The organism is Streptomyces sp. NPDC059534, assembly GCF_042743475.1.
Classification (GTDB): domain Bacteria; phylum Actinomycetota; class Actinomycetes; order Streptomycetales; family Streptomycetaceae; genus Streptomyces.
Window position 1 is genome coordinate 21,660 of sequence record NZ_JBHWAQ010000047.1, and the last position, 26,197, is coordinate 47,856.

Below are 26,197 nucleotides of genomic sequence, written 5' to 3' on the forward strand. Positions count from 1 at the left end.
GATCGGCCGTCACCCGGATCGCGCGCTGAGCGGGACCGTCCGGCCAAGGCCCGTGGTAGGCAGGAGACATGACAGAGGCCGAGGGGAACCGGCAGGACGCGATCACCGACGTGAGCGGGCTGCGGGTGGGCCACGCGCGCGTGGCCGGGCCCGGGGCGCTGAGCGGCACGACGGTGGTGCTGGCTCCGGCGGGCGGGATGGTGGCCGCCGTGGACGTGCGGGGCGGCGGGCCCGGTACGCGGGAGACGGACGCGCTGGACCCCCGGAACGTGGTGCAGCGGATCGACGCGGTGGTCCTGACCGGCGGCAGCGCGTACGGACTGGACGCGGCCGCCGGTGTGATGGCCTGGCTGGAGGAGCGGCACCGGGGCGTGCGGGTGGGCGCCGACCCGTCCCATGTGGTGCCGGTGGTGCCGGCGGCGTGCGTCTTCGACCTGGGGCGCGGGGGTGACTTCCGCGCCCGGCCGGACGCGGCGACGGGCCGGGCGGCGGTGGAGGCGGCCGACGCGGGCGGGGACCACGCGCGCGTGGAGACGGGCGCGGTCGGCGCGGGCACCGGTGCGGTGGTCGGCGGTCTGCGGGGCGGGGTGGGGACGGCGAGCGCGGTCCTGGAGTCGGGGATCACGGTGGGCGCGCTGGTGGTGGTGAACGCGGTGGGTTCGGCGGTCGACCCGGCGACGGGCGTCCCGTACGGCAGCTGGTTCGACGGCGGCCGGCCCGTCCTCCCGCCGGAGGAGGTGCACGAGGCGGCACTGCGGAGGCTCGCGGAGGCGCGGGCGGCGGCCGCCCCGCCGCCGCTGAACACCACGCTCGCCGTCGTCGCCACGGACGCGGTGCTGACCCGCGCGCAGGCCCGGAAGGTCGCGGGCACGGCGCACGACGGCATCGCGCGCGCGGTCCGGCCGGTGCATCTGATGAACGACGGGGACACCGTCTTCGCGCTGGCCACGGGGGCGCGGGAGCTGCCGCAGGCGCCGGGTCCGCTCGCCCTGAACGAGATCCTCGCGGCCGGTGCCGACCTGGTGACGCGGGCGATCGTCCGGGCACTGCTGGCGGCCCCGGGCGGCCTGCGGGGGCCGGGCGGGGACTTCCCCTCGTACCGCGAGCTGTACGGGCCGGACCGGGGACCGAGCCCGTACTCCAGGTAACTCCAAGGGAGTTGACGGCGTGACGCCGGGAACTTCCGGTGCGGGCCCTTCGTTTTCGGGAACCACGGACACGATGTCAGACCCAGGGACTACGTTAAGCAAGCACCAAGTGACATGCGGCGACGGCCTGGAGACCCTCTTGAACGATCCGCAGGATCCTCACGATCCCTTCGAGACGACCGAGACGCACGTTGAGCGCCTCCTCGGCCGGGCGCTCAACTCCTTCGACCTGCCCGACTCGACCGTCGAGCGCCTCGGTTCGGCGCTCGCGCACTCCAGCGCGCTGCACTCCTCGCACCACAGCGCGTCGCTGCACCGCACCACCCACCGCCATACCTATCTGCTCCCCGACGGAAGCGCGCTCAGCCTCTGGGAGCTCGCGCACAACGCCGGCCGGGACGGCGCCCGGCAGCACGAGCTGTACACGGAGGAGGCGGAGGCCCGGCTCGCCGCGTCCCGCCTGCCGACCGGCCCGCTGCCGGGCTGGACCGCGGAGCGCTCCGACGGCCGCGCGCTCGACGAGGACGACGACCTGGAGCTGCTCAGCGCCCTCCTGGCCCGCCCGATACCCGCCCAGCCCCGGATGTACGTGCCGGACAACTCCGCCGACCACGCGCGCCGCGTCCTGCGGCGCGCGGAGAACGCGGATCGGCCCGGCGAGCGGACGGTCCGCCGCCTCCGGCTGGCCTTCGCGCACCACATCACGCAGGCGTTCGGGCGCCACTGCCCGGTCGAGGGGGGCCGGGACGCCGGCTTCACCCTCTACGAGCACCAGTTCCTGCTGCTCGACGGCAGCGAGATCAGCCTGTGGGAGGTCGAGCACACCGCGACCCCGGACGGCCGGCACATGTGCGAGGTGTACGAGACGGAGGGCGCCGCCCGCGAGGCGATGGAGTCCCGCTCCCGGGTCCGCTGACACCCGCCACCGGTCCGCCCGCCACCGCCGTCCCGGCGCCCGCCACCGCCGCCCCGCCGCTCCTCAGACGAGCGCGGGGGCGGCGGCCTCGCGGAGCCGCTGCTCGGCGAACGTGCGGTTGGCGCGGGTCTGCTCGCGGTACGCCTCGGGCAGGTCGGGCAGGGCGAGCAGCCGGTCGCAGGCGGCCAGCGAAGCGGCGTGGTCGCCCGTCCAGTACGCGCTGATCGAGTACTCGAAGAGCAGCCCCCACCGGTACACCCACGGCTGGATGAACAGCAGGTCGTCGGGCGGTTCCCGGTCCAGTACGGAGGAGACGACGGCGTGCGCGGCGTGGTGGCGGCGCATCTTCCGCAGCCGTGCCGCCAGCTCGTAACAGGCTTCGAGCCGCTCCGGCCGCGACTCCCAGGCCCGGGAGAGGGCGTCCATCGCGGCCGGCCAGTCCCCCGCCTCGGCCCTGAGGACACCGGACTGGAGCAGGGAGATGTAGACCTCCTCGCCCCAGCCGCCCAGGGCCGCGCGCCGCTCGTAGAGGGTGACGGCCTCCTCGGACCGGCCCATGTCCCGCATGGTCTGCGCGAGGTAGAAGACCGTACGGGGGTTGGCCGGGTCCCGGTCGAGCTCGGCGCCCAGCAGCCGGGCGTCGCGCTCGAACTTGTCGTGGCGCGAGCCGCCGTCGGCGTAGTCCTCGACGACCAGGGCGTCCAGGTTCTCCTGGACGTGGTCGCGGTCGGCCGTCAGGTACTCGTGGGTGACCCCCTCGTACCGCCACGGCAGATCGCCCCTGACCAGGCGTTTGATGCGGTACTCCACCGTCCCCTCGTGGCGGATCATGTACGCGTCGGCGGCCGGCGTGGGGAGCGGTCCCTCCCGGCGCAGGACGTGGTCGGCGTCGAGGAGCAGCAGGTAGTCGGCCCGGCCGCGGGCGTGCGCGATGTTCAGGCTGCGGTTGTGGCCGAAGTTCACCCAGGGGTCCTCCCGCAGCTCGCCCGGGATGCCGGCGAGGGCGGTACGGATCAGCTCCTGGGTCCCGTCGGTGGAACCGGTGTCGGAGATGACCCAGGTGTCCACGAGACCGCGGACGGAGGCGAGGCAGCGCTCGATCACGGCGGCCTCGTTTTTGACGATCATGCACAGGCAGATGGACGGCTGCACGGCAACACCACTTCCGGTGGGGGCGGGAGAGCTGTCGGGGGTGGGCGACCCTACGGACGCCGGGCCTCGGCACGCCGTCGGCACGCCGAAGGACGGTCCGGAGTTCGCCGTCGTGCACGCATCCGTTCGACTGTCGGCGCTGGGCCATGGCGTTAGCGGTGCCGCCGCACGGTCAAGCCGCCGTCCGTGCGATCCGATGATCCGACAAAGGGAACACACAGGTGTTTCCCGGACATCACTCGCACCGGCCCCCGGCCGGTGGAGGAAGGAGCATGCATGCGTCCCGATGCCAGGACCCGGACCCGCACCCGCACCCCGCTGGGCCCGCTCCCCCGACGTCGCGCATGGCTGGGCGGCGGGGCGATCGCCTCCGTCGCCCTCGTACTCACCGGCTTCGCCACCCCCGCGGCAGCCGCGTGGGGCAGGACTTCCGCCCCCGGCACACCCGGCGCGGCGAGCACGACTCTGGCGGGCGCCCCGTCCGACCACGGCTGCCGGCAGCACCAGGGCCCCCGCCAGAAGAGCGAGAACGAGCACCCCTCCTCGGACCCCCTCCAGGAGTTCCTGGACCACGAGATCCAGCCCCTCGTCGAGGGCGCCTACCCCGGCGCGCCCCGCACCGTGGCCGGAGGCGACCACGGCTGCGAGTCAGGCCCGCCCGGCCCCACCGGCCCCAAGGGTCCCAAGGGCCCGAAGGGCGACACAGGCCCGACCGGCCCCACCGGCCCGACCGGCCCGAAGGGACACACCGGAGCGACGGGCGCGACCGGTGCCACTGGAGCCACGGGCGCGACCGGAGCCACGGGCGCCACAGGTGCCACGGGCGCGACTGGAGCGACGGGAGCCACCGGAGCGACGGGCGCCACGGGTGCCACAGGCGCGACGGGCGCCACAGGTGCCACGGGTGCGACCGGCGCAACGGGCGCCACCGGAGCCACGGGAGCGACGGGTGCCACCGGAGCGACGGGTGCGACAGGCGCCACCGGAGCAACGGGTGCGACCGGAGCAACGGGCGCGACCGGAGCCACCGGAGCCACCGGCGCCACCGGCCCGTGCTCGGACATCGACGTCTACGCCCCGAACGGCACCGAGGACGCTCAGGCCGTGCTCACCGGCGGCAAGGTGTTCGTGGGTCGCGCGCCGTCGCTCGGTGGAGCGATCGTGTGGACGGACCTCACCAACCCGACCACGGTCGGCATGGACCTCGCGAACCCCAACTACCCGGCAGGGGTGTGCGCCGTCGGCTACGAGTCCCAGGGCGACGACGCCTACGTCAAGGTGCTCACCGTGGGCGGACAGGTGTGGCAGACACACGGTGACGTCAACGGAGCCAACTTCATCTGGGACGAGGGCTGGCTGCAGCAGACGACACCGACGCCGGTGGCGCTTCGGGCCAACAAGTTCACGCGCTCCCTGCCCGTCGGCAGCGTCCCGAACCTGAAGCGCCCCTGACGGAGCGGGTCGTCACACCGAGGGGCGGTGCGCTACCGGTGCGCACCGCCCCTCGTCCAGGTCCGGGGCACGGCGAAGGGCCCCGCCCCGGGACGAATCCCGGGACCGGGGCCCTCGAAAGCTCAGCATGAAAGCCCAGCCCGGAAGCCCAGCGCGAAGGCGCGTGGGTCAGTGCGTGAGCGCCGGCTCCTTCTCCACGGTTCCGGGGGTGTCCTCGCCCTCGTCGCCACCCTCCAGGTGCTGCTTCGGCTTCGCGGGCAGCGCGAACATCACCAGGAAGATCACGGCGAGCACGCCGGCCGCCCAGCCGAGGGAGTTCTGGAAGGCGTCCGTGAAGGCCGCCCCCACCTCGGACGGACCCCGGAGCTGCTTGTCGTCGATCACACCGAAGAAGACCACCGACACCAGGCCGAGTCCGAGCGCGTTGCCCATCTGCCCGGTCGTGTTGATCAGGCCGGAGGCCGAACCGGCGTGCTCGCGCGGCACCTCGGACAGCACGGCGTCCGTCAGCGGGGCCACGATCAGGCCCATGCCGAGGCCCATGACCACCAGCGGCGCGATCATCTGCCAGGAGTGGATCCCGGTGCCGTAGCGGCCCGCCTCGAAGAAGTAGAGCAGGATGCCCGCGATCATCGTCAGCGCACCGGCCTGGAGCACCTTGCGGCCGAAGCGCGGGACCAGCTTCTGCACCGAGAGACCGGCGGCCACGGAGACGGCGATGGAGAACGGCACTCCGGTGAGTCCGGCCTTCAGCGGGCTCCAGCCGAGCCCGATCTGCATGTACAGCGTCCAGACCAGGAAGAAGATGCCGAGCACGACGCCGAAGGTCAGCTGCACGGCGATACCGGCGGCGAAGCTCTTCACCTTGAACAGCGACAGCTCGACGAGCGGCGAACCGTCCTTCTTCGTCTTGTACTTCTCGTACGCGACGAGGGCGCCGAAGACGACGAGGCTGCCGGCCATCATCAGGTGGCCCCACAGCGGCCAGTCCAGCTCACGGCCGCGGGTCAGCGGGTAGATCAGCATGAGCAGCGCGGCCGTCACCAGGAGCATGCCGACGATGTCCAGACGGAGGGCCTTCGGCGCCTTCGACTCGGTGATGAACTTCCGGCCGAGGAGCAGACCGGCGATGCCGACCGGCAGGTTGATCAGGAAGATCGGGCGCCACTCCAGACCGGCGATGTTCCACTGGGTGAGCAGCGCGCCGAGCAGCGGACCGGAGACCGCGCCGAGGCCGATGATCGCGCCGAACATCCCGAAGACCTTGCCGCGCTCGTGCGCCGGGAAGGTGACGTGGATGATCGACAGGACCTGCGGCACCATCATCGCGGCCGCCGCGCCCTGGAGGAGGCGGGAGCCGACCAGCATCTCCTGGTTGGCCGCGAAGCCGCAGAGCGCCGAGGCGAGGGTGAAGCCGGCCGTGCCGACGAGGAAGAGCCGCTTGCGGCCGTAGATGTCGCCGAGCCTGCCGCCGGTGATCAGGCCGGCCGCGAAGGCGAGTGCGTATCCGGCGGTGATCCACTGGATGGCCCCGAAGGTGGCGCCGAGGTCCCGCTCGATGCTGGGGATCGCGATGTTGACGATCGTGGCGTCGACCAGATCCATGAAGGCGGCCGTCATGACGATCGCCAGGGCGATCCAGCGGCGCTTGTCGGCCGTGTCCGTGGGGGCCGCATCCGTGACGGCGTCGTGTGAACTCATAAGAAGAAGATAGAAGTCATCTAGGTCAAATGATGTCCTAGATGGGCCGCATCCTGGAAGACATGACGGACACCCCGGTACGACTCCTGAATCTGCTCTCGCTTCTCCAGACCCCGCGCGAGTGGCCCGGAAGCGAACTCGCCGAACGGCTCTCGGTCTCCGCGCGCACCATCCGCCGGGACATCGACCGCCTCCGTGACCTCGGCTACCCGGTCGAGGCGACGCTCGGCGCCGTCGGCGGCTACCGTCTCGTCGCCGGTTCGGCCATGCCGCCGCTGCTCCTCGACGACGAGGAGGCCGTCGCGATCGCCGTCGGCCTGCGGGCCGGGGCCGGGCACGCCATCGAGGGCGTCGAGGAGGCGTCCGTACGGGCCCTGGCGAAGCTGGAGCAGGTGCTGCCGGCGCGGCTCCGGCATCGGGTCTCCACCCTGCAGAACGCGACGATCCCGCTGACCAGGGGCGACGGCGCCACGGTCACGCCCGCCACCCTGACCACCCTCGCGGGCACCGTCACGGGGCGGGAGAAGCTGCGCTTCGGCTACCGGGCGGGCGACGGCGCCGAGACGAAGCGGCTGGTCGAGCCCTACCGGCTGGTCTCCACCGGGCGCCGCTGGTACCTCGTCGCGTACGACCTCGGGCGGGACGACTGGCGGACCTTCCGGGTCGACCGGGTGACCGACCCGCTCGCCACCGGCGCCCGCTTCGCCCCGCGTGAGTTGCCGGCCGGGGACGCGGCCCAGCTCCTGGTCCGCTCCATGTCCCGGGCCCAGCCGGAGCTGGACCTGGACGTCACCTTCGAGGCGCCGGCCGACTTCGTGACGGCCCGCCTCCCGTCCCATCTGGTCCCGACCCCGACGGGCGACGCCACCTGCCGGCTCCACACCCGCGCCACCGACTCCGTGGAGTGGCTGGCGCTCCGCCTCGCCCTGGTCGACGCGCCCTTCACCGTCCACGGCCCGACCTCCCTCCACGCGTACGTGGAGGACCTGGCGGCCCGCCTGTCCGCGGCGGTACGCGCCTGAGCCTTGCGGTACGGGAGAGGGCCCGGGGACGTCGTCCCCGGGCCCTCTCCGCCGTCTCGCGGCCGCGTCAGGCCACCGCGTCGAAGCCCGTGTCGCGGGCCATCTTCTTCAGTTCGAGCAGCGCGTGCTTCTCGATCTGGCGGATGCGCTCACGGGTCAGCCCGTGCTGCTTGCCGACCTCCGTCAGGGTGCGCTCGCGGCCGTCCTCGATGCCGTACCGCATGCGGATGATGGACGCCGTCCGGTGGTCCAGCTTGTCGATGAGGTCGTCGAGCTCCTCGCTGCGCAGCAGCGTGAGCACCGACTGCTCGGGGGAGATCGCCGACGTGTCCTCCAGGAGGTCGCCGAACTGGGTCTCGCCCGCGTCGTCCACCGACATGTTCAGCGAGACCGGGTCCCGCGCCCAGTCGAGGACGTCGATGACCCGCTCCGGCTTCGAGTCGAGCTCGGCGGCGACCTCCGCGGGCTCGGGCTCGCGCCCGTGCTCACGGTTGAACTCGCGCTGCACGCGCCGGATGCGGCCCAGCTCCTCGACGAGGTGGACGGGGAGCCGGATGGTCCGGGACTGGTCGGCTATGGACCGGGTGATGGCCTGGCGGATCCACCACGTGGCGTACGTGGAGAACTTGAAGCCCTTCGCGTAGTCGAACTTCTCGACCGCGCGGACCAGGCCCGCGTTCCCCTCCTGGATCAGGTCGAGCAGCGGCAGCCCGCTGCGCGGGTAGCGCCTGGCCACGGCCACCACGAGCCGCAGGTTCGACTTGATGAAGAGGTCCTTGGCACGCTCGCCCTCGGCGGCCAGCGCCTCGAGCTCCTCGCGGGTCGCCCCGCCCGCCTCGCTCTCCGCGGTCCCGTCGAGGATCTCCTGGGCGTACACGCCCGCCTCGATCGTCTGCGAGAGCTCGACCTCCTTGGCGGCGTCGAGCAGGGGCGTGCGCGCGATCTCGTCGAGGTACATGCCGACCAGGTCGCGGTCGGCGATCTCCCCGCCCACGGCGCGAACGCTGCTTGCCCGTGAGGCCCCGCTCTTGGCGGAGGTCTGACGACGGGCGACGGCACGGGTTGCCATGCGTGCTCCCTTGCTGAGTAGGTCGCGACACCTTTCGGGTGCCCTGCATCCGACGGAAACAACGACTGGAATCAGGACAGAATTCCCACCCGGCACATGGATTTTCGCGATCATGCAGTATCCTGCGCGGCCGTCGCCCGCGCGGGCATGCCTCGCCGACCCACGGAGGTGCAGGTCAGACCGGGCACAGAGGGTGATTCGGCGCCCCTCGCGGGGTTTCACGACCACACCGTCGGTGAGACCGCGATCACATGCGGCGCCATCCCTTCAGACGCCCCGGCGCGGCGCGTGGTTGCCTCCGCCCTGCGGACTAGGTCCGCGGCCCGTTACGGCCCCGGGGACCCCCGCCCTACCGTCGCCCCCATGACCGACACCAGCGGAACCCTCGACGAGGCCCTCGAACGGCTCCACGCCACCGGACCCGAGCGCAACGGGTGGCTCACCAACCACGCCCCGATGGCCGTCGAGGCCCTCGTCCGCCACGGCCGGGCAGAGGCCGTCCACCGCTGGCTCGACCACTACGCGCCGAAACTGGAGGAGCCGCCGCCCGCCCGCCGGCCGGTCACGGCGGACACCTGGCGGGAGGCCCTCGGCGACCCCGCCCGGATCACGGACTGGACCCGCTTCCTCACCCGGGAGCTCGACGACCGCCCCTGGCGGGAGGTCCTCGCCCGGTGGTGGCCCCGGCTGCTCCCGGGCATCGCGGGCGGGTCGACCCACCCGGTGATCCGCACCGGTCACGCCGTACGGACGCTCCTGACGACCCCGGAGACGGCCCCGCGCCGCGCCGAGCTGGCGCACGCCCTCGGTTACTGGGCGGCCCGTCACCAGCCGCTGCCGCCGCTCGCCCCGCTGGCCGCGGCGCCGTCCGCGGCCGCCGCCCTGGACGCCGTACCGCCGGTTCCGGAGCAGGACGGCGGCATCCGGCCCCGGCTCGCGCAGCTCACGGCGTTCCCCCGGTGGGGTGCAGCGCCCGGCCCGGACGCGGCGAAGGCGCTGCTCGCCGAGCTGGTGACGGCGGCGACGCACCGGTACGCGACCCACGGCCACGGCGAGCCGGTCATGCTGGTGCACGCGGCGACCGCGCCGAACGCGGTCCTGCGCACCCTGCCCGCGCTCCCCCGCGAGCTGTGGGCGCCGAGCCTGGCTGCGGCCTGGACGGCCGCGGCCGCGGTGACGGCCGCGTACACGCCGAAGGAGGCCGCCCCGTACGCGACGACCTCGCTGACCCCCGAGGAGGTCTTCGGGCGGGCCGCGGCGCACGGCGACGACCACACGATCAAGTTCACCGACACGGCGCTCGACGTGGGCGGTCCGCTCGCGCTGGCCGCCGCCGTCCGCTCGGTCGAGCTGAACCCGCCGGTCTTCTGAGACGGCTCAGCCGAACTGCACGGACCGCTTCGCGAGCCCCATCCAGAAGCCGTCGATCACCGACCGCTCCGTGCCGAGGTCGCCGGCCTCGTCCGCCGCGCCCATGGTGACGAAGAGCGGGGCGAAGTGCTCGGTGCGCGGGTGGGCGAGGCGGCCGGCGGGCGACTTGTGCTCGAAGTCCAGGAGCGCGTCGACGTCCTGCGCGGCGAGGGCCTCGTGCCCCCAGGCGTCGAACTCGGCGGACCAGCCCGGGACCCCGCCCCCGGTGTGCCGGAGGGCGGCGAGGTTGTGGGTGAAGAATCCGCTGCCGACGATGAGGACGCCCTCGTCGCGGAGGGGCGCGAGCCTGCGCCCGATGTCCATGAGCCGGCGCGGGTCGAGGGTCGGCATGGAGATCTGGAGCACGGGGATGCCGGCGTCCGGGAACATCTCGACGAGCGGCACGTAGGCGCCGTGGTCGAGTCCCCGGTCGGGGATGTCCTGGACGGGCGTGCCGGGCGCGCGGAGCAGTTTGCGGACGGCCTCGGCGAGCTGCGGGGCGCCGGGGGCCGCGTACTGCACGCGGTAGTAGTGCTCGGGGAAGCCCCAGAAGTCGTAGACGAGCGGCACGGTCTCGGTGGCGCCGAGGGCGAGCGGGGCCTCCTCCCAGTGGGCGGAGACCATGAGGATCGCCTTGGGGCGCGGGAGGTCCGCGGACCAGGCGGCGAGCTGGCCGGGCCAGACCGGGTCGTCGGCGAGCGGCGGTGCGCCGTGGGACAGGTAGAGGGCGGGCATCCGTTCCTGCGTGGCGTCCATGGCGGCGGCCTCCGGGGCTAGATCCTTGAAACTTCAAGCTATATGCCCACCGTAACGCCACATAGTTCAACTTTCAAGAATGAGTCGTACGATGGGAACCATGGGAGACATGACCGAACCCCGCTGGCTCAGCGACGAGGAGCAGCACGTCTGGCGTGCCTACCTGCACGCCACCACGCTCCTGGAGGACCACCTCGACCGCCAGTTGCAGCGCGACGCCGGGATGCCGCACATCTACTACGGGCTGCTCGTCCAGCTCTCCCAGGCCCCGCGCCAACGGCTGCGGATGACGGAACTCGCCAAGAGCGCCAAGATCACCCGCTCTCGCCTCTCCCACGCCGTCGCCCGCCTGGAGAAGAACGGCTGGGTCCGGCGCGAGAACTGCCCCTCCGACAAACGCGGCCAGTTCGCCCGCCTGACGGACGAGGGCATGGAGGTCCTCCGACGGAACGCTCCCGGCCACGTGACGGCGGTACGCCAGGCCCTCTTCGACCGGCTGTCCCCCGAACAGGTGAATCAGCTCGGCGCGATCATGCGCGTCATGGCCGAGGGCCTCGAACCCACGGACGCGGACGCGGACCTCCCCTGGCTCCGCTGACGGCGCCCACGGGAAACGGGTCTGCCCCGGCACCGCTGCGGAAGCGGCGCCGGGGCAGACCCGTACGGGGAGGAGGAACCGTCAGTGGGCGATGACCGGGACCTTCATCTCGTCGTCCGCGCCCGCACCGGACCCGGCGACGGCTCCGCCGCCCGGCTTGCCGGTGTTGATGAGCACGAAGGCGATCGTGGCCGAGAGGACCAGGATGCCGACCGCCCACCAGATGGCCGCCGCGTACCCCTCGACCATGCCCTGGAGCTGGACCAGCTTCTGCGCGGCCGGAGTGGTCGCGCCCGCCGCGTGGTCGGTCAGGTAGGCGGTGGTCGCCGAGGCGGCGATCGTGTTCAGCAGGGCCGTGCCGATGGCGCCGCCGACCTGCTGCGAGGTGTTGACCATCGCGGAGGCCACACCGGCGTCCCGCGGGTCCACGCCGAGCGTCGCGAGCGACATCGCCGGCATGAACGCCGTACCCATGCCCAGACCCAGCAGCAGCTGCGCGGGCAGGATGAGACCGGCGTACGAGGTGCCGATCTCCAGCTGCGTCAGGAGCAGCATGCCGACGCCGGCCGTCAGGAAGCCGGGGGCCATGAGCAGCCGCGGCGGGACCCGGGTCATCAGCCGCGTACCGATCTGGGTCGAACCGGCGATCATGCCCACGATCATCGGCAGGAACGCGAAGCCCGTCTTGACCGGCGAGTACCCCTTCACGACCTGGAGGTAGTACGTCAGGAACAGGAACAGGCCGAACATCGCGATGACCGCGAGACCCAGCGACAGGTAGACGCCACCGCGGTTGCGGTCGGTCACCACGCGCAGCGGCAGCAGCGGGAACTTCACCTTCGACTCGACCAGCGCGAACGTCAGGAGAAGCACCGCGGAGCCGACGAACAGGCCGATCGTGCCGGGGTCGCTCCAGCCCTGGGACTCGGCGCGGGTGAAGCCGTAGACGAGCGAGACCAGACCCAGCGTCGACAGGACCACGCCGGGGATGTCGAGCGGCGAGCGGTTGCGGCCACCCGCGGGCTCACGGACGACCAGGTAGGCGCCGACGGCGGCGACGATGGCGAACGGGATGTTGACGAAGAACGTCCAGCGCCAGTTCAGGTACTCGGTGAGGAAGCCGCCGAGGATCAGACCCACGGCGCCGCCGCCACCGGCGATCGCGCCGTAGATGCCGAACGCCTTCGCGCGCTCCTTGGCGTCGGTGAAGGTCACGGCGAGCAGCGAGAGCGCCGCGGGCGCGAGGAGCGCGCCGAAGGCGCCCTGGAGCGCGCGGGCGCCGAGCATCATCGCCTCGCCGGTCGCGGCCCCGCCGAGGGCGGAGGCGGCGGCGAAACCGATCAGACCGGTGACGAAGGTGCGCTTGCGGCCCCACAGGTCGGCGATACGGCCGCCGAAGAGGAGCAGACCGCCGAAGGCGAGGGCGTAGGCCGTGATGACCCACTGCCGGTTGCCGTCCGAGATCCCGAGGTCCTGCTGGGCGGAGGGCAGGGCGATGTTCACGATCGTCGCGTCGAGCACGACCATCAGCTGGGCGAGGGCGATGAAGATCAGGGCTTTCCAGCGGCCGGGGTCGGCCTGGATCGCGGTGGTCTCGGGGATTTTCGGCATGGGTGTAGCCACCTCTTGGCGCGTACTGGTGAAAAACGGTCTGGAAAAGTGCGGGTGACCTAGTCGGCGGGCGGCCCTCCGACCTGGCTCGGCGGGCGGCCCTCACAGGCGGTCGCGGCGGTCACGGCGGTCGTGCCCGGCAGGGCGGTCACGGTTGTCGTGCCCGGCAGGGCGGTCACGGCCGGTGCCGCCGGCTCCGTCACGGCGCCGGGGGCGCGCAGGAGTCGCGTCTCAGGTCCTCCAGAGTCGCGGCCTTTCCCGGCAGCTCGGAGCGTGCGGGCGTCTCGAGGCCGTCGAGGAACAGCTGCAGATGGCGGTGGACGAACTGGTCGAAGGCCCCGCAGCCCGATCCGGGCAGCGGGCGGGTCAGCTGAGAGAGGGCCACCATCAGGTCGCCGACGCCCACGTCGGTACGGAGCCGGCCGGCCCCCTGCGCCCGGTCGACGAGGCCCTGCACGGCCTCCTCCAGCCGGTCGCGTTCGGCGATCAGGTCGGGGTGGTCCTTGTCGAAGGCGCCGTCGAGCATCGGGCACAGGGCTCCGACCCGCTCGTCGGCGGCGCCGTGGGTGAAGCGGCGGAGGGCATCGAAGGTGTCGCCTTCCTCCTCGGCCGCCCGCTCGGCGAGTTCGGTGACGCGGGCCATCAGCGAGAGGACGACCTCGTGCACGAGGTCGGCGCGCTCGGGGAAGTTCCGGTAGAGCGTGGCGTTCCCGACGCCGGCCCGGCGCGCGATCTCGTCGTACGGGACCTGGGACCCGAACTCGACGAACATCTCGCGGGCCGCCGTCACGATCCGCTCGCGGTTGCGCAGGGCGTCGGCCCGCGGCCGGGGTACGCGGCGGGCGGGCGCGGTGTCGGCGGGACTGGTCACGCCACGGCCTCCTCACTCGTTCGGGGCATCCGGGGAAGGATTCCCCACTTCGTTGAACACAGGGTTAAACGGGGACCCAGTCCCCGGTTATTTCCCCCTCGCGATGTGACCTGTGTCACATGCCGGGTCTCGCGGAATACCCACGATCGGGCCACCCGGCGCGCGCGCCCGAACCACCCGTCACAGGCTGATCGGACAGCGCGGACCCGCGGACGGGCCCGCGCCGCAGACTGCCCCCACCGGAGAGGCGCCCGTATGCAGCACCCCCGCCGACGGATACGCAGACCCGTCGCCCTGGCAGCGATCACGGCTCTCTCGCTCACGCTCCTCGCCTCCGCGAGCACCACCCTCCCCGGCCCCGCCCCGGCGACGGCCGGACCGGTGGCGGCCGCGCCGGCCGGCGCGGCGCTCGGGCCGTGCCGCATCGCCACCACGATGGGCGTGCAGATGTCGGAGGGGCTGCCCACCGCCCCCGGATACGTGCGCTCCACGGGCCAGGTCAGGGCCCTCAACCTGATGGTCGACTTCCCCGACGCCCCCGGCGACGGCACGGCGATGAGCCGCTTCCGCGAGTTCTTCCCCCAGACCGCCGACTGGTTCCGCACCAGCTCGTACGGGCGCCTCCACTACCGGGCCGAAGTCCCCATACCCGACTGGCTGCGGATGCCCCGGGCGTTCTCCGCGTACGGGATCGAGCGCGGCTCACCGTACGAACCGGGCTACCGCTCCCTCGTCGAGGACATCGTGAAGGCCGCCGACCCCCGGGTCGACTTCAGCGCCTACGACCTGGTCAACGTCCTGGTCACCCCGAACGCCGGGCCCTCCGCCCTCGACACCGTCCTGTCCGTGACCTTCTCCGGCAACGACGACGCCCCCTACGCCGACGGCGTGCCGCTCGCCAACACGTCCTTCGTCTACAGCCGCCAGGACGACGGCTCCGGCAGCTTCGCCGAGACCGGCTACCGCGTCCTGCCCCACGAGAACGGCCACGTCTTCGGCCTGCCCGACCTCTACACCTCCGACGGCGGCGGCACCGTCGGGCACTGGGACATCATGTCCGAGGACTGGGGAGCCAACAACGACCTGCTCGGCTGGCACAAATGGAAGCTGGGCTGGCTCGACAACGACCAGGTCAGCTGCGCCTCCGGCCCCGGCAGCGGCGACTACACCCTCAGCCCGCTCGCCGTCCCCGGCGGCCCCAAGCTCGCCTTCGTCCCGCTCTCCGCCACCTCCGGCTACGCCGTCGAGGTCCGCAGCAAGGACGGCAACGACGAGGCCGTCTGCGAGCAGGGCGTCCTCGTCTACCGCGTCGAGTCCGACGTCGACACCGGCCACGGCCCCGTCACCGTCTCCGACAGCGACCACGCCAGCGGCGGCTGCACCCGCCGCGCCAACGTCCACGCCGAACTCTCCGACGCCCCCTACCGCCCCGGCGAGACCTTCACCGACCGCGCCAACGGCATCCGCATCACCGTCCTCGACGAAGACCCCACCGGCACCTACCGCGTCCGCATCACCCGTCGCTGACCGACCGGGACGCCACGCCCCCGGCGCCCACGCGCGGATCACCCACCGCGCGGGAACACCCACCGCGCCGGCTCACGCACCCCGCCGGCTCACCCGTCGCCGAGCAGGTCCCGCAACTGACGCTTGAGGATCTTCCCGGTCGGATTCCGCGGCAGCTCCCCCTCCCGTACGAAGACCCGGGCGGGCACCTTGAACGCGGCGAGGCGCGCCCCGACATGCGCCCGCAGCCGCTCGACGTCCGCGTCCGCCCCCGGCCGCAGCCGCACCACGGCCACGACCTCCTCCCCCAGCACCGCATGGGGAAGCCCGAGCACCGCGGCGTCGAGAACATCCGGATGCTCGTGCAGAACACCCTCCACCTCGACGCAGTACACGTTCTCCCCGCCCCGGATCACCATGTCCGTGATCCGGTCGACGATGCTCACCCGCCCGTCCCCGTCCACCCGCGCGAGGTCCCCGGTCCTGAACCACCCGTCCCCGGCGAACGCCGCCCGCGTCGCCTCCTCGTTCCCCCAGTACCCCCGGATGAGCGACTGCCCCCGCAGCCACAGCTCCCCGACCCCGTCCCCATCGGGCCCCTCGATCCGTACCTCGGTCACCGGCGAGGGCCGCCCCACGCTCCCGGGATGCGCCCGGTACTCGGCCCCGACGTTCGACAGCACCCCGCCGCAGGTCTCCGTCAGCCCGTACCCGTTCCGCGGCTCGACCCGCTCCCCGTACCCCTCCGTGATCCCGGCGACGATCCCGGGCGGCGCGGCGGCGCCACCGGTACTGAGCAGGGTCAGGCTCTCCAGCGGATCCCCGGCCCTCCGCGCCGCGTCGAGCAGCTGGAGCGCCGTCGTCGGCACCCCCGCGTAATGCGTGACGCCCTCCTCGCGGATCAGCTCAAGAGCCCGCCCGGCATCCCACTTCCGCATCATCACCAGCGTCCCGCCGGCCGCCATCACCGCGTAGAACGACGTGAACGCGGCCACATGGAAGAACGGAAACGTCGTCAACGACACCGGCGCCGGCCCGGTCCCCGGCACCTCCCCGCGCGCGAGAGCCGCCGCGGCCGCGAAATACCGGGGATTCATCGCCGCCCCGGCCTGCGCGAGATGCGTGGCAACGGCCCCCTTCGGCCGCCCCGTCGTCCCCGAGGTGTAGAGGACGGTCGCGTCCTGCTCGGGCAGCACATCGACAAGCGGCGGCCCGGCCAACGGATCGTCCTCGACGACATACGCCTCGAACCCCGCCTCGGCCTCCCCCCGGAAAACGATCCCGGGCACCCCGTTCCGGGAGGCCCACCCCCGCACCCGCCCGACCCGCTCCCCGTCGACCAGCAGCACCCCCGGAGCGCAGTCGCCGAGCGCGTACGCGAACTCGTCCTCGGTCCACCACGCGTTCAGCGGCACCGCCACCAGCCCGGCCAGCTGCGCCGCCCAGAACGCCACCTGCCACTCCGGCACGTTCCGCATGGCGACCACGGCCCGGTCCCCGGGCCGCAACCCGTACTCCCCCACCAGCCGCCGCGCCAGCCCGCACGCCGCGTCGAAGAACTCCCGGTACGTCCACCTGGCGTCCTCGGCCACGAGGAACACCCGGTCCCCATACGCCCAGACAGCCTCGACGAACTCCCGCAGGGTCCGCGGCCCGCCGACGTAGACCCCGTCCTCGACGGCGAAGGGCGCCCCCTCCGCCGTCAGCCGCTCGACTCCACCGAACACCACCACGAGGACCTCCTGAGCGCTTGCTTACCCCGGCGCGGCGACGCTATGCGCCCCTTACTCCGAGGTCAACCCGCCCAAGAACGGAGGACCTTCCGACTCCTGGTGACGACTACCGCCCCAGCAGAGCCACCAGGAAGCCAAGGGAAACCAAGAAACCCAGGAGCAGGAGTCCCGCCCCGAGAACCTTGACGAATTTCAGCGAATTCGCACCCCGGTCGAAGCCGTACAGAGCATCGACGCTCGACATCCAACGCCGACCGAGCCCCTTGAGGTCAAACGCCAGGACAATCCCCACACCGAGGAGCAGAACCCCAGCCGCGAGACCGACCAGCATCCCCCCGGCACTTCCTTCATTCTGCCGAAGGGCCAGTCCCAGCATCCGCACCCCTGCACCGCCGCTCAAAGTATCGAAATTCGACAATCACCCGACGCCGAAGACCCAAGTGTAAGACGGCCCTCCGGACACCTCAAGAGGCGTCGTCAACCCCACGCCCGCCGTTCCTGTCCACACCATCTCCCCTCGGCTGTTCCTGGCGCCGCCAGTACCCGCGGACACCCGAGGCCCTACGCCCGGACCACCACTGACACCGGCCGAAGAGCCCCATCCCTTGAGCTGGTCATAACCGTCCGCATTGCTGTGGAAAAGGTCCACGCCCACGCTCGCGCCGGGAACACCTGACGCGAAACCACCGGAAACCATCAAAGCGGCATCCCACTTACCATTCGGCGCCTGCTGCACCACACCACACACCGATCCGGTGACACCGAAACCGACACTGAATCCACCTCCGAGACAGATCCCCTCGCTGGCGATATCCGGACCGATGCGCCCGTTCAGCTTTCCGTAAGCCGCACACCGCGTCATCTCGTTCGCATACTCACCGCAGGAATTGATCACTCCATTCTCATCCACCATCGAATCCATCAGGGCGTTGAACTCATCCACCCAGCACTCGTTCCTCATCGGGTCCTGCTCGCAGCGCGCTTCCTTGGCCATCTCAGCCTCGGCAGCCGCAATGAGGTCCTGGAACGAACAACTCGAGTTCGCCCAGCAGTCTTCGGGATCGGTGGACGCCGTCGCCCCGTCGTTCTTGTTGGATCCGTTGCCCTTCTTCGTCCCCTTCTTCGTCCCCCCGTTCGTCCCCGTTGCGCCCTCGCCGTCTTCCCCGTCGTCAAGGGTCTGGCCCACATGGACGTTGTTGCCGCTGGTCGGCTTCTGCTTGACGGTCGAGGTGTTCTTGACCGGGGTGACACCGTGCGCCGGGCAGTCGACCTCCGCGCACATGCCGGTCGGGTCGCTCGTGGTGACCGGAGTGTTGCCGGCGTAGCTGTAGCCGTTGAGGGACTGGGGACTGTCAGCAACCAGGATCGGGTCGACGCTGATGAACTGGCCGAGGTTGGGGTCGTATTCGCGGGCTCCGATGTGGGTGAGGCCGGTCGTGGTGTCGATGTCGCCGCCGACGAAGCCCTTCTGGCCGGGCCAGAAGGCGGGGGCGGCGCCGCGCTGTCCGCCGTAGGGGAGGGTCTTGCGGCGGTTGAAGGTGAGCGTGGTCGCGCTGAAGGAGAGGGTGTTGGTGTTGTGGTGGTCGGCGACGAGGAGGCGGACCTTGCCGTCGTCGCTGGTGCGGATCGCGGAGCCGCCCGGGACCGAGTAGTAGCGGGTGCCGTTGGCGATGACGGCCGCGGTGGTGCCGACCTTCCGGGTCAGTGCGAGTTCCTGGCCGCCGGGGAGGTAGAGCGTGGTGGTGGCCGGGTCGCGCTTGAGGATCCGGGTGCCCTCGGTGTCGTAGAGGAACGACGTCGTCTTGGCGGAGATGGTGGAGGAGGCGAGCTTGCCCTCCGCGTTCCAGACCAGGTCCTGGACCGGGCCGGTGTTGGCGGGGGTCTTCTTCTCCAGGTTGCCGGTGTTGTCGTAGGTGTAGGTGTCGGTTCCGGTCGCGCCGCCGACGGCGGTGACGGAGCGGACGGCGTGCGGCTGGGCCGCGCCGGTGGTGGTGGGGTAGCTGTAGGTGCGGGTGGTGTCCGCGGTGATCGGGCCCGCCTTGTGGAGGGTCTCGGTCTTGCGCTGGCCGGTGTCGGTGAAGGTCCAGGACGTCCAGTACGGGTCGACCGTGCCCAGGCTCGGGGTGCCGGTCCCGTTGACGGGCTTGGTCGCACACGCGTCCCCGGAGGTCCACGCCTCCGCCAGACGTCGCGCCCAGTCATAGCCGAAGCACTGCTGGTCGACGACGGTGCCGTCGGTCTGCGCGTCGCGGACGGTGGTGATGTTGCCGGCCGGGTCATAGCCGTAGGTGATGTTCGACGGGGTCGCCGGACCCGTCGCCTCACGGTCGACCTTGGACCCGATCAGACGCCGGGTCGAGGTCTCGTAGGAGTTGGTCTGGGTGACGAGCTTGCCGATGTTGCCGAGCTGCGCCTGGGCGAGCTCACCGAACGCGGTGTAGCCGGCGCCCCGCAGATATGCCTGGTTCAGCGTGCCGTCGACGACGCCGAGCAGGTCCTTGGCCCCGTAGTGGTTGGTGACCGTCTCGGCCGGGAGCGCCGTCGTCGCGTTGGCGTTGGTGGTGGAGTACGCGGCGGTCTCGGGCAGACCGCTCACCGCGGTGGCGCCCGTCGCCACGGTGTACGTACCGGCGAGCAGCTCCTCACCGGTCACCGACGGGACCGTCACCTTCGTCCCCGTCGCCCGGCCCGCCGTGTCGTAACCGGTGACCTCGCTCTTGTACTCGGCGTTCGCCGTGATCGAGGAGTCGTAGCGGATGGAGGTCGCGGGCAGGCCCTTGCCGCCGCTCGCGGTGTCGTACGACCACGCCGCCAGCTTGGTGCCGGTGACGGACCCGGTGCGCAGGCTGGTCTTGCGGCCCAGCTCGTCATACGTGGTGGCCAGGGTGCCGCGCGGGTCGGTGACCGTCTCGACACGGCCGTCGGTGTCGTAGTGGGTGGTGCTCTCGCCCTTGTCGGGGTCCTTCATCGTCACCTGACGACCACGCAGGTCGTAGGTGTACTCCCACGTGTTGCGACCGGAGGCGTCGGTCAGCGAGGCAAGGCGGCCCGCGACGTCGTACGTGCGGACGGTCTTCTCGTACTGGGTCGCGTTCGCGCCGATGAGCGGGTTGCGGTCCTTGTACTGCCGCTGCTCGACCGGGCGGCCGCGCACGTCGGACAGGCTCAGGGTGGCGGTGCCACCGGCCGGCGGGACCGTGGCCGTCCAGTAGTCGCCGTAGGTGGAGGTGGTACGCCACTTCTCCACGTTCAGCGAGAGTTGGATGCTCGCGGTGACCCGGCCCCGGCCGTCGTACTCGCTCTGCAGGGCCTGCGGCACCTGGTTCGGCGTCACCACGAACATGGCCGTCGTCGACACGGCGGTGGAGTTGTGGAACGGCGCGTTCGTCAGATACGCCCGGCCGTGGCTGTCGTAGAACGTGTCGGTGACGACACGACCGGTGCTGCCGATCGCATCCGTCTGCGTCTGACGTGCACGCAGCAGCGAGTCGAAGAACGTCGTCGACGTTCCCCAGGTCCCGTCCTCGTACAGCTTCTTGCCGACGACGGTCGAGGGAACGGTGCCGGACAGGTTGTACGCGAACGTCGCGTTCGGCTGCAGGGTCTTCGCCCGGCCCGTACTCCAGCCCTTGGTCAGACGACCCAGCGCGTCGTACTCACTGCTCGCGGTCCGGCCGTTGGCGTCGGTCGTGCTCAGGGCCAGGCCCCGCAGGCCGTCGTAGGTGGTGGACGTGGTGTGGCCCTTGACGTTCGCGACCGTCACCTTCGTCGGCTGCGCGCCGACGGCGGGCTCATACGTCGTCGTGACGGGCTGGCCGTCCTGACCCTTCACGGTCACCGCACGGCCGTAGTCGTCGTACGTGGTCTGGGAGACCGTCTCCCAGCCGGCACCGCCCTGCGCGCTGCCCACCGATGCCTGCTCGGTCTTCGTCACGTTGGCGCCGTTGGGAGCCGGGGCCGCGCCGAGCGGCTTGCCGTCGTAGTAGCTCCGCGAGCGGCTGGTGACGTTGTCCCCGAAGGTCCTGCACCCGCCCTGGCTGGTGGTGACGACCTCGCTCAGGTACTGGATGAGCCAGTTCGTCGTGTCCGGCGTGACATAGAGGGTGCAGGCACTCCTGCCCTCCACGAGACCGGCGCCGTCGTCGGTCTCGGCGAGCACCAGACCGTAGGTGGTGTCGTAGTCGCGGGTCTTCGTCAGGGTGCGCCACGTGCCGCCGTCGAGGAGGGTGCTCGCCTTCTCCGTCAAGGTGCCGGAGAGGTAGGCGGTCTTCGCGGGAAGCGTCGGCGCGGGGTCGTTCGGCTTGTCGGGGTCGGTGATGCCCTTGACGGTCTGGGTGGCCGTCGCGGTGGACTCCCAGGGGGCGTAGGTCGTCTTCGCGACGATCTTCCCGCCCGTGCCGTCCTTGTCGTACGTGGCGCTGGACGCGACACGTCCGGCGAAGTCGTTGCGGTCGGCGACGCCGTTGATGGCCAGGCCCGGACGCGGGCTGCCGTCGGCGAGGGTGTCACCGGCCATGCCGAGGTAGTACGTCTCCTCCGTCTTCACCCGGTTCGTCGAACCCACGTAGGTCCGCACCGTCCCGTAGCCGCGGAAGTCGTTCCACGTGCGGTTCTTGTCGAGGGTGAACTCGCCCGTGTCACGGCGATAGTTGGGTCCGTTGGCGTATTCGTACGTCGTCACCTTCGACGGCGAACCGCTGCCCGCCGTCGTGTCGTTCTCGTCGATCCGCGTGACCACGTACTTGTGGAACCAGTCCTTGACGGGGTCGACGTAGCCGTCCGGGGTCCACCAGGACGGATAGCAGCGCTTGTCGTTCATGTCCGCCGTCGCGGGCAGCGACGTCGAGGTGCACTCCTTGGCGCTGTAGGTGACCAGCGTCTGGCCGCCGGTCTCGTTGGTCACGGCGGTGATCCGCTTGCGGTTCAGGGCCGGGCGGCCCTCGGCCGCGTCCACACGGTTCGCCATCAGCTCACCGGAGAAGACGGTCTTGTTCAACGTGACGTCGGCCGGCGATCCGGCCTTACCCGTGCGCTGCACGGAGTCCAGCCACATCGCGGGCGTGGAGGTGTCGCCCGTCCCGGGGAAGGACTGCGCCAGCGCCCAGGTGTCCACCGGCTGCAGGGTGGTGCCCACCAGGGAGAAGGTGTTGATGGCGGTCAGGCGCTGCTGCGACCAGAAGGACGGGCCTGACTGCAGGCAGTCGGCTCCACTGGTGCAGTTCAGGTCGACCGGGGTGTCGGGCCAGTTCACCGCGTTGGCCTCGGCGAACGCGCAGTTCGACGCCACACACCGGTACGACGTGTCGAAGGTGACCCGGCCGGCGGGGGTCGCCGTCGTGTACACCTCGCCGGCGCGCAGGCCGTAGTCGATCCGGTTCAGGTACCCGCCCCGCGTATAGGGCTTGGGAGTGTCGATCTTGTTGTTCTGCGCGTAGTAGCCCTGCTCCTTGGTGTAGTAGAGGGCCATCGCGTTGCCGTGCGGGTCGACGACGTAGTCCAGGTTCCAGCGCCAGCCCTGCTGCTCCGCCGAGGACGCGAAGTCAGCGCCGTTGCCCTGCTCACCGCTGTGGTTGCCGTACACCGGAACCGAGAAGACAGAGTTCGTCTCCGCTTTCCCCGTCTCCCAGCCCGGCAGATGGTTCTTGCCGAACCAGTACTGCGTACCGTCGAGCGTGGTCACCCGCCAGTACTCCGAGTCCGCGTCACCGGAGTTGTTCGGGTCGGTGTCGTAGATCCGCTCGATCCGCGAACCGTCGTCACCCTGAAGCTTCCACGTCTGCTTCGTGGCGTCCCAGACCAGGGAGTTGGAGGACCCGTTCAGCGACAGCGTCGCGTTCTCCGACTTCCAGCACAGATCCCCGACCTTGGCCGTGTTGTTGCCACCCTGCTTGTCGCTCTCACACGAGGCGTAGGAGCGCTCGATGAAGCCGGGGGTGTACTCCCAGCCCTCACCGATCCACGAGGACTGGTTGTTCGTCGACGCCGTACGCCCGTCCACCGACGAGGAGTTGTAGGACAGAGCGACCTTCGGGGCAAGCCCACCCGGCGCGGCAGGAACATCGACGGGCACACTCCACCCGAACCCGCCCGAGTTCCCACCCGCCGACCACGAGCCCGACGGCGACAGCGACGTCGCCTTGAACGAACCGTCGGCGCCCTCAGCGCCGGCGGTCGCGGCCAGGAGCATGGGCCCCGCGGAGTCGACCGCGAGGGCGGACAGCGAGGAGGGGGCCGCCTGGGCGCCGGACGCCTTGAGCGGGGCGGCGGAGCCCGGGGTGGCGACGGTGGCGCTCAGGGTGCTGCCGGCGGTGTTGTTCTCCGTCGCCAGAGGGGTCTGCTTGCGGCACTCGGCCTTCGCGGGCGTCGTCAGCGCACAGGCGGGGAGGGTGACCAGCCGCAGGCGCGAGGCCCAGCCCGCCCCGAAAGCACCACGGATGGAGGCGTAGTCGACCTCGACGTCGAGACGGCCGGAGGAGGCCGCGTCGGAACGGAGGGACAGAAGGAGACCCTCGACACCGGCCTTGCGGGCGGTGGCACGGTCCTTGACCGAGACCTCCACACGGCGGCTGGAGGAGGTGGTGGTGACGGACTGCTTCGCGCGCGAGGCGGAGGCGGGGGTGGCGAGCCGTACGGGCACACCGGCGACCGTCACGCCCTGGGGCGCGCCGGAGCGCAGGGTCACCTCACGAGAAGCGGCACCCGGCCAGGTGACGGGAGGCGCCTGCCAGGACGGGGAGGGCGCGGGCCGCTTGCGCAGACCGGCCGGGAAGAAGTCGGTTCCGTCGACCGACTGGGTCTTCGGCGCGGACGGTGGCACGGCGACCTCGGCGGGCGCAGCCCACGACGGCGCGGAGAGCAGGGAAAAACCCAAAGCCACGGAGACGGCGCCAACGACCGCCCTCCGCGCTTGCTCCACCACGCGTTTTTCGGAGCTCCCGGAAAAAGGCATGAAACTGTCACGGCGGAACCACATAGAAATCCCCACCCCGATAAGCACATGTAAGCCCGACGATCAGCCGAATCCAACCCCGCCGCATATGCACACGGCAAGCACGCCTGTAGAGATGAACCCCGAGTCCGTCAGGTCCGGACCCTCAACTCCCCCACGATTCACCAGCAAGACCCTTCAACAACCCAAGCCTGACGTTTATATTCCATCGAGGGATAAAAGCCGTCCATAACCCTGTCCGCAAGGTACGGAATCAGAAATTCCGATTGCACGGGACACCCCCCTGTGACTCCATGACGACCCTCACCAAAAGGGGGCGCCCGGCCGGGATTACACGCTCCTGGGCAAATACAGTCCGCCCCCAGCAAAAAACTGAATCGCCTTCTCCCCCTCAGCCATCCACCGCCCCGGAAAAGGCCCCGCAAGAGACGAGAACCACCACATACAGCGTCAGCGCGTGGAGATCCTCGACCGGCGCGAGGAGGCAGCAGAGCTCTTCGCACCCCCCCGACGGCAGCACCACCCGCCGCCGCCCCCACCCCGACCCCGCGCCGGGGGCGACCCGACCGAACCCCATCCGCTACCCTGTCCCTGGCCATGCCTTCGTAGCTCAGGGGATAGAGCACCGCTCTCCTAAAGCGGGTGTCGCAGGTTCGAATCCTGCCGGGGGCACAAGGGCAAACGGCCCGGAGCGATCATGCTCCGGGCCGTTTGACTGCACCAACTGACGGCAACCGAGTCATGCGCTCGGACGCTGACGCCTCAGCATCCGGTCCATGTGGCTGATCGCCTCCCGCTTCGTGTCGTCCACAACGTGCGTGTAGACCTCCATCGTGATGCTGATCTGGCTGTGGCCGAGGATCTCCATGATGACCCTGGGCGCGACGCCGGCGGCAGTCAGTAACGTGGCGCACCCGTGCCGGGCATCGTGCAGCCGGACCACGCGGAGTCCGGCGTCAGCCGCAACGCGGGTGAACGCTCGGTAGACGTTCCGCGGCTCGACCGTCCGCCCGTTCCTGGTGGCGAAGACGGGGCCGTCCTCGGACCACGTGACGCCAGTCGCCGCGAACATCTCGCGTTGCTTGAGCCGGTGCCATCGGAGGGGAGCGATGCACAGTGCGGGCAGCGGAATGACTCGTCGACGCCGACTCTTGGGATCGTCCTGGTAGAGCTTCCCGCGACGGCGCTGAGTCTGCTGCCGGACGTGCAGGACCCGATTTTCCAGGTCGAGATCCGACCACCTCAGTCCGACCAGCTCTCCCCGGCGGAGCCCCATAGCGATGGCCAGCACGAATGCCGCGTAGAGCGACTCGCCCCGCGCGGCCTCCAGGAACTTCAGCGTCTCCTCCAGGGTCCACGGGCGGATCTCCCGCTGTTTAGCTCTCGGCGGCTCGACCAGCGACGCGACGTTCCGCGTGATCAGCTCGTCCCGCACCGCTCCGGAGAGCGCGGTTCGCAGGACGCGGTGTGCCTCCTTGGCGGTGGCCGCCGTCTTCTCCTTCTGCACGCGAGTGAGGAAGCGGCGCACGTCAGCCGTACTCAGCGATTCCAGGCTTCGGGTGCCGAGCATCGGGAGCAGATGGATTCGTACGTGCGCCTCGTACTTGTCGTAGGTACTGAGCTTGCGCCGGGGTTCGACGTGCTGCTCCAGCCAGTACGGCAGCCACTCCGAAAGGCGTGCCGATCGGGTGGGGGTCGGAACGCCTTGCCTGTCACGCAAGACAAGCTCCTGACGCTTGGCGTCGCACTCCTCCCAGGTTTTGCCGTAGACGGTCTTTCTGGCGCGGGTGCCGTCCGGCTGCGGGACGTACACCCTGGCTTCCCATCGGCCATCCTTGCGCTGCCAGATGCTGCCAGCGCCGTTGGGGTTCTTCTTTCCTGCCATCAGGCAGCGGCCTCCAGTTCGGTGTCGATGAGGCGGCGCACCGCGTCAGCGGGAATGCGACGGGAGCGGCCGATGGTGAGGCTGGGGAGTCGCTTGGAGCGGATCAGGTTGTAGATGGCGTGCCGACCGACCTTCAGTAAGGCCATCGTTTCGGGGACGGTCAGCAGGAGTGGCGGGGGCGGGAGCGCGGTCGGCACTGGGGCTCTCCTGTCACTGGAGTGGAGTTGAGGCCGCGATGTTCGCGTCATGGGGCGCCTGGCCCTGTCCGAGGTGGTGATTTCTGCGTCACTGCGTCCTGCGTGTCACTCGGGCGCCTGACCTGCGGTTTTCGGTGACGCGGGGGCTTTGGGGGTGCGTCATCGGTGACGCGGGGCTTTGTCACCGGTGACGCGGGTGACGCGGGATGACGCAGCCGTCG

General features: G+C 70.9%; 18 protein-coding genes and 1 tRNA gene. 8 read left to right on the top strand and 11 right to left on the bottom strand.

What is annotated here, in order from left to right:
• The first annotated feature begins 68 nt into the window (after positions 1-68).
• Together ACFVZH_RS35065 and ACFVZH_RS35070 are read left to right on the top strand one after the other, a co-directional pair.
• Positions 69-1,148, top strand: coding sequence for a P1 family peptidase (locus ACFVZH_RS35065; RefSeq protein ID WP_384903890.1), 1,080 nt, complete (start codon positions 69-71; stop codon positions 1,146-1,148).
• Between the two features lie 73 nt (positions 1,149-1,221).
• Positions 1,222-2,064 (top strand): DUF6227 family protein, encoded by an 843-nt coding sequence (locus ACFVZH_RS35070; RefSeq protein ID WP_384903892.1) that lies wholly within the window; start codon positions 1,222-1,224, stop codon positions 2,062-2,064.
• 63 nt (positions 2,065-2,127) lie between these two features.
• Here the strand turns inward: ACFVZH_RS35070 and ACFVZH_RS35075 are convergent, their stop codons facing one another.
• The gene (locus ACFVZH_RS35075) at positions 2,128-3,216 is read right to left on the bottom strand and encodes a glycosyltransferase (protein WP_384903893.1); all 1,089 of its coding nucleotides are present in this window, start codon (positions 3,214-3,216) and stop codon (positions 2,128-2,130) included.
• Positions 3,217-3,492: 276 nt separating this feature from the next.
• Here ACFVZH_RS35075 and ACFVZH_RS35080 point away from each other — a divergent pair, with 276 nt between their 5' ends.
• On the top strand, positions 3,493-4,668 hold the full coding sequence (locus ACFVZH_RS35080) for a hypothetical protein (RefSeq protein WP_384903895.1): 1,176 nt from the start codon (positions 3,493-3,495) through the stop codon (positions 4,666-4,668).
• 168 nt (positions 4,669-4,836) lie between these two features.
• On the opposite strand, the gene ACFVZH_RS35085 is transcribed toward ACFVZH_RS35080, so the two are convergent.
• The gene (locus ACFVZH_RS35085) at positions 4,837-6,369 is read right to left on the bottom strand and encodes an MFS transporter (protein ID WP_384903897.1); all 1,533 of its coding nucleotides are present in this window, start codon (positions 6,367-6,369) and stop codon (positions 4,837-4,839) included.
• A 62-nt stretch (positions 6,370-6,431) separates the two neighbouring features.
• Here ACFVZH_RS35085 and ACFVZH_RS35090 point away from each other — a divergent pair, with 62 nt between their 5' ends.
• Entirely contained in the window at positions 6,432-7,391 is a 960-nt protein-coding gene (locus tag ACFVZH_RS35090) for a helix-turn-helix transcriptional regulator (protein ID WP_384903899.1), read from the top strand.
• A 67-nt stretch (positions 7,392-7,458) separates the two neighbouring features.
• Here ACFVZH_RS35090 and ACFVZH_RS35095 read toward each other — a convergent pair whose 3' ends face one another.
• On the bottom strand, positions 7,459-8,460 hold the full coding sequence (locus ACFVZH_RS35095) for an RNA polymerase sigma factor RpoD/SigA (RefSeq protein ID WP_384903901.1): 1,002 nt from the start codon (positions 8,458-8,460) through the stop codon (positions 7,459-7,461).
• Between the two features lie 363 nt (positions 8,461-8,823).
• Between ACFVZH_RS35095 and ACFVZH_RS35100 the strand changes: the two genes are divergently transcribed.
• Positions 8,824-9,831 (top strand): questin oxidase family protein, encoded by a 1,008-nt coding sequence (locus ACFVZH_RS35100; protein WP_384903902.1) that lies wholly within the window; start codon positions 8,824-8,826, stop codon positions 9,829-9,831.
• A 6-nt stretch (positions 9,832-9,837) separates the two neighbouring features.
• On the opposite strand, the gene ACFVZH_RS35105 is transcribed toward ACFVZH_RS35100, so the two are convergent.
• A complete protein-coding gene (locus tag ACFVZH_RS35105; protein ID WP_384903904.1) occupies positions 9,838-10,626 on the bottom strand; it encodes a dioxygenase in 789 nt (262 codons plus the stop codon).
• A gap of 91 nt (positions 10,627-10,717) precedes the next feature.
• Between ACFVZH_RS35105 and ACFVZH_RS35110 the strand changes: the two genes are divergently transcribed.
• A complete protein-coding gene (locus ACFVZH_RS35110; protein ID WP_384903906.1) occupies positions 10,718-11,224 on the top strand; it encodes a MarR family winged helix-turn-helix transcriptional regulator in 507 nt (168 codons plus the stop codon).
• 81 nt (positions 11,225-11,305) lie between these two features.
• Here ACFVZH_RS35110 and ACFVZH_RS35115 read toward each other — a convergent pair whose 3' ends face one another.
• Together ACFVZH_RS35115 and ACFVZH_RS35120 are read right to left on the bottom strand one after the other, a co-directional pair.
• A complete protein-coding gene (locus ACFVZH_RS35115) occupies positions 11,306-12,835 on the bottom strand; it encodes an MFS transporter (protein ID WP_384903908.1) in 1,530 nt (509 codons plus the stop codon).
• Between the two features lie 199 nt (positions 12,836-13,034).
• Positions 13,035-13,706, bottom strand: coding sequence for a TetR/AcrR family transcriptional regulator (locus ACFVZH_RS35120; RefSeq protein ID WP_384903910.1), 672 nt, complete (start codon positions 13,704-13,706; stop codon positions 13,035-13,037).
• Between the two features lie 255 nt (positions 13,707-13,961).
• On the opposite strand from ACFVZH_RS35120, the gene ACFVZH_RS35125 reads away from it, so the two are divergent.
• Positions 13,962-15,233, top strand: a complete 1,272-nt coding sequence (locus ACFVZH_RS35125; protein ID WP_384903912.1) for a M6 family metalloprotease domain-containing protein — start codon at positions 13,962-13,964, stop codon at positions 15,231-15,233.
• Between the two features lie 89 nt (positions 15,234-15,322).
• On the opposite strand, the gene ACFVZH_RS35130 is transcribed toward ACFVZH_RS35125, so the two are convergent.
• From ACFVZH_RS35130 to ACFVZH_RS35140, 3 genes are all read right to left on the bottom strand, one after another.
• Entirely contained in the window at positions 15,323-16,945 is a 1,623-nt protein-coding gene (locus ACFVZH_RS35130; RefSeq protein ID WP_384903914.1) for a class I adenylate-forming enzyme family protein, read from the bottom strand.
• 106 nt (positions 16,946-17,051) lie between these two features.
• A complete protein-coding gene (locus ACFVZH_RS35135) occupies positions 17,052-17,276 on the bottom strand; it encodes a hypothetical protein (RefSeq protein WP_384903916.1) in 225 nt (74 codons plus the stop codon).
• Between the two features lie 87 nt (positions 17,277-17,363).
• Positions 17,364-23,822 carry an RHS repeat-associated core domain-containing protein gene (locus tag ACFVZH_RS35140; protein WP_384903918.1) on the bottom strand — a complete coding sequence of 2,153 codons (6,459 nt, stop codon included), beginning with the start codon at positions 23,820-23,822 and terminating at the stop codon, positions 17,364-17,366.
• Positions 23,823-24,493: 671 nt separating this feature from the next.
• Between ACFVZH_RS35140 and ACFVZH_RS35145 the strand changes: the two genes are divergently transcribed.
• Positions 24,494-24,566: transfer RNA gene (locus tag ACFVZH_RS35145), tRNA-Arg, on the top strand.
• Between the two features lie 67 nt (positions 24,567-24,633).
• Here ACFVZH_RS35145 and ACFVZH_RS35150 read toward each other — a convergent pair.
• Complete coding sequence (locus tag ACFVZH_RS35150; protein WP_384903920.1) at positions 24,634-25,779, bottom strand: tyrosine-type recombinase/integrase; 1,146 nt, start codon at positions 25,777-25,779, stop codon at positions 24,634-24,636.
• Entirely contained in the window at positions 25,779-25,976 is a 198-nt protein-coding gene (locus ACFVZH_RS35155) for a helix-turn-helix domain-containing protein (protein WP_384903922.1), read from the bottom strand. The genes ACFVZH_RS35150 and ACFVZH_RS35155 overlap by 1 nt, the downstream gene beginning before the upstream one ends.
• Positions 25,977-26,197 lie beyond the last annotated feature (221 nt).

Bases quoted from the DNA above. Each gene is read 5' to 3' on its own strand.
- ACFVZH_RS35085 (WP_384903897.1), bottom strand. From the start codon at position 6,369: ATGAGTTCACACGACGCCGTCACGGATGCGGCCCCCACGGACACGGCC.
- ACFVZH_RS35065 (WP_384903890.1), top strand. From the start codon at position 69: ATGACAGAGGCCGAGGGGAACCGGCAGGACGCGATCACCGACGTGAGC.
- ACFVZH_RS35100 (WP_384903902.1), top strand. From the start codon at position 8,824: ATGACCGACACCAGCGGAACCCTCGACGAGGCCCTCGAACGGCTCCAC.
- ACFVZH_RS35150 (WP_384903920.1), bottom strand. From the start codon at position 25,779: ATGGCAGGAAAGAAGAACCCCAACGGCGCTGGCAGCATCTGGCAGCGC.
- ACFVZH_RS35095 (WP_384903901.1), bottom strand. From the start codon at position 8,460: ATGGCAACCCGTGCCGTCGCCCGTCGTCAGACCTCCGCCAAGAGCGGG.
- ACFVZH_RS35070 (WP_384903892.1), top strand. From the start codon at position 1,222: ATGTCAGACCCAGGGACTACGTTAAGCAAGCACCAAGTGACATGCGGC.
- ACFVZH_RS35105 (WP_384903904.1), bottom strand. From the start codon at position 10,626: ATGGACGCCACGCAGGAACGGATGCCCGCCCTCTACCTGTCCCACGGC.
- ACFVZH_RS35090 (WP_384903899.1), top strand. From the start codon at position 6,432: ATGACGGACACCCCGGTACGACTCCTGAATCTGCTCTCGCTTCTCCAG.
- ACFVZH_RS35125 (WP_384903912.1), top strand. From the start codon at position 13,962: ATGCAGCACCCCCGCCGACGGATACGCAGACCCGTCGCCCTGGCAGCG.
- ACFVZH_RS35080 (WP_384903895.1), top strand. From the start codon at position 3,493: ATGCGTCCCGATGCCAGGACCCGGACCCGCACCCGCACCCCGCTGGGC.
- ACFVZH_RS35110 (WP_384903906.1), top strand. From the start codon at position 10,718: ATGGGAACCATGGGAGACATGACCGAACCCCGCTGGCTCAGCGACGAG.
- ACFVZH_RS35115 (WP_384903908.1), bottom strand. From the start codon at position 12,835: ATGCCGAAAATCCCCGAGACCACCGCGATCCAGGCCGACCCCGGCCGC.
- ACFVZH_RS35135 (WP_384903916.1), bottom strand. From the start codon at position 17,276: ATGCTGGTCGGTCTCGCGGCTGGGGTTCTGCTCCTCGGTGTGGGGATT.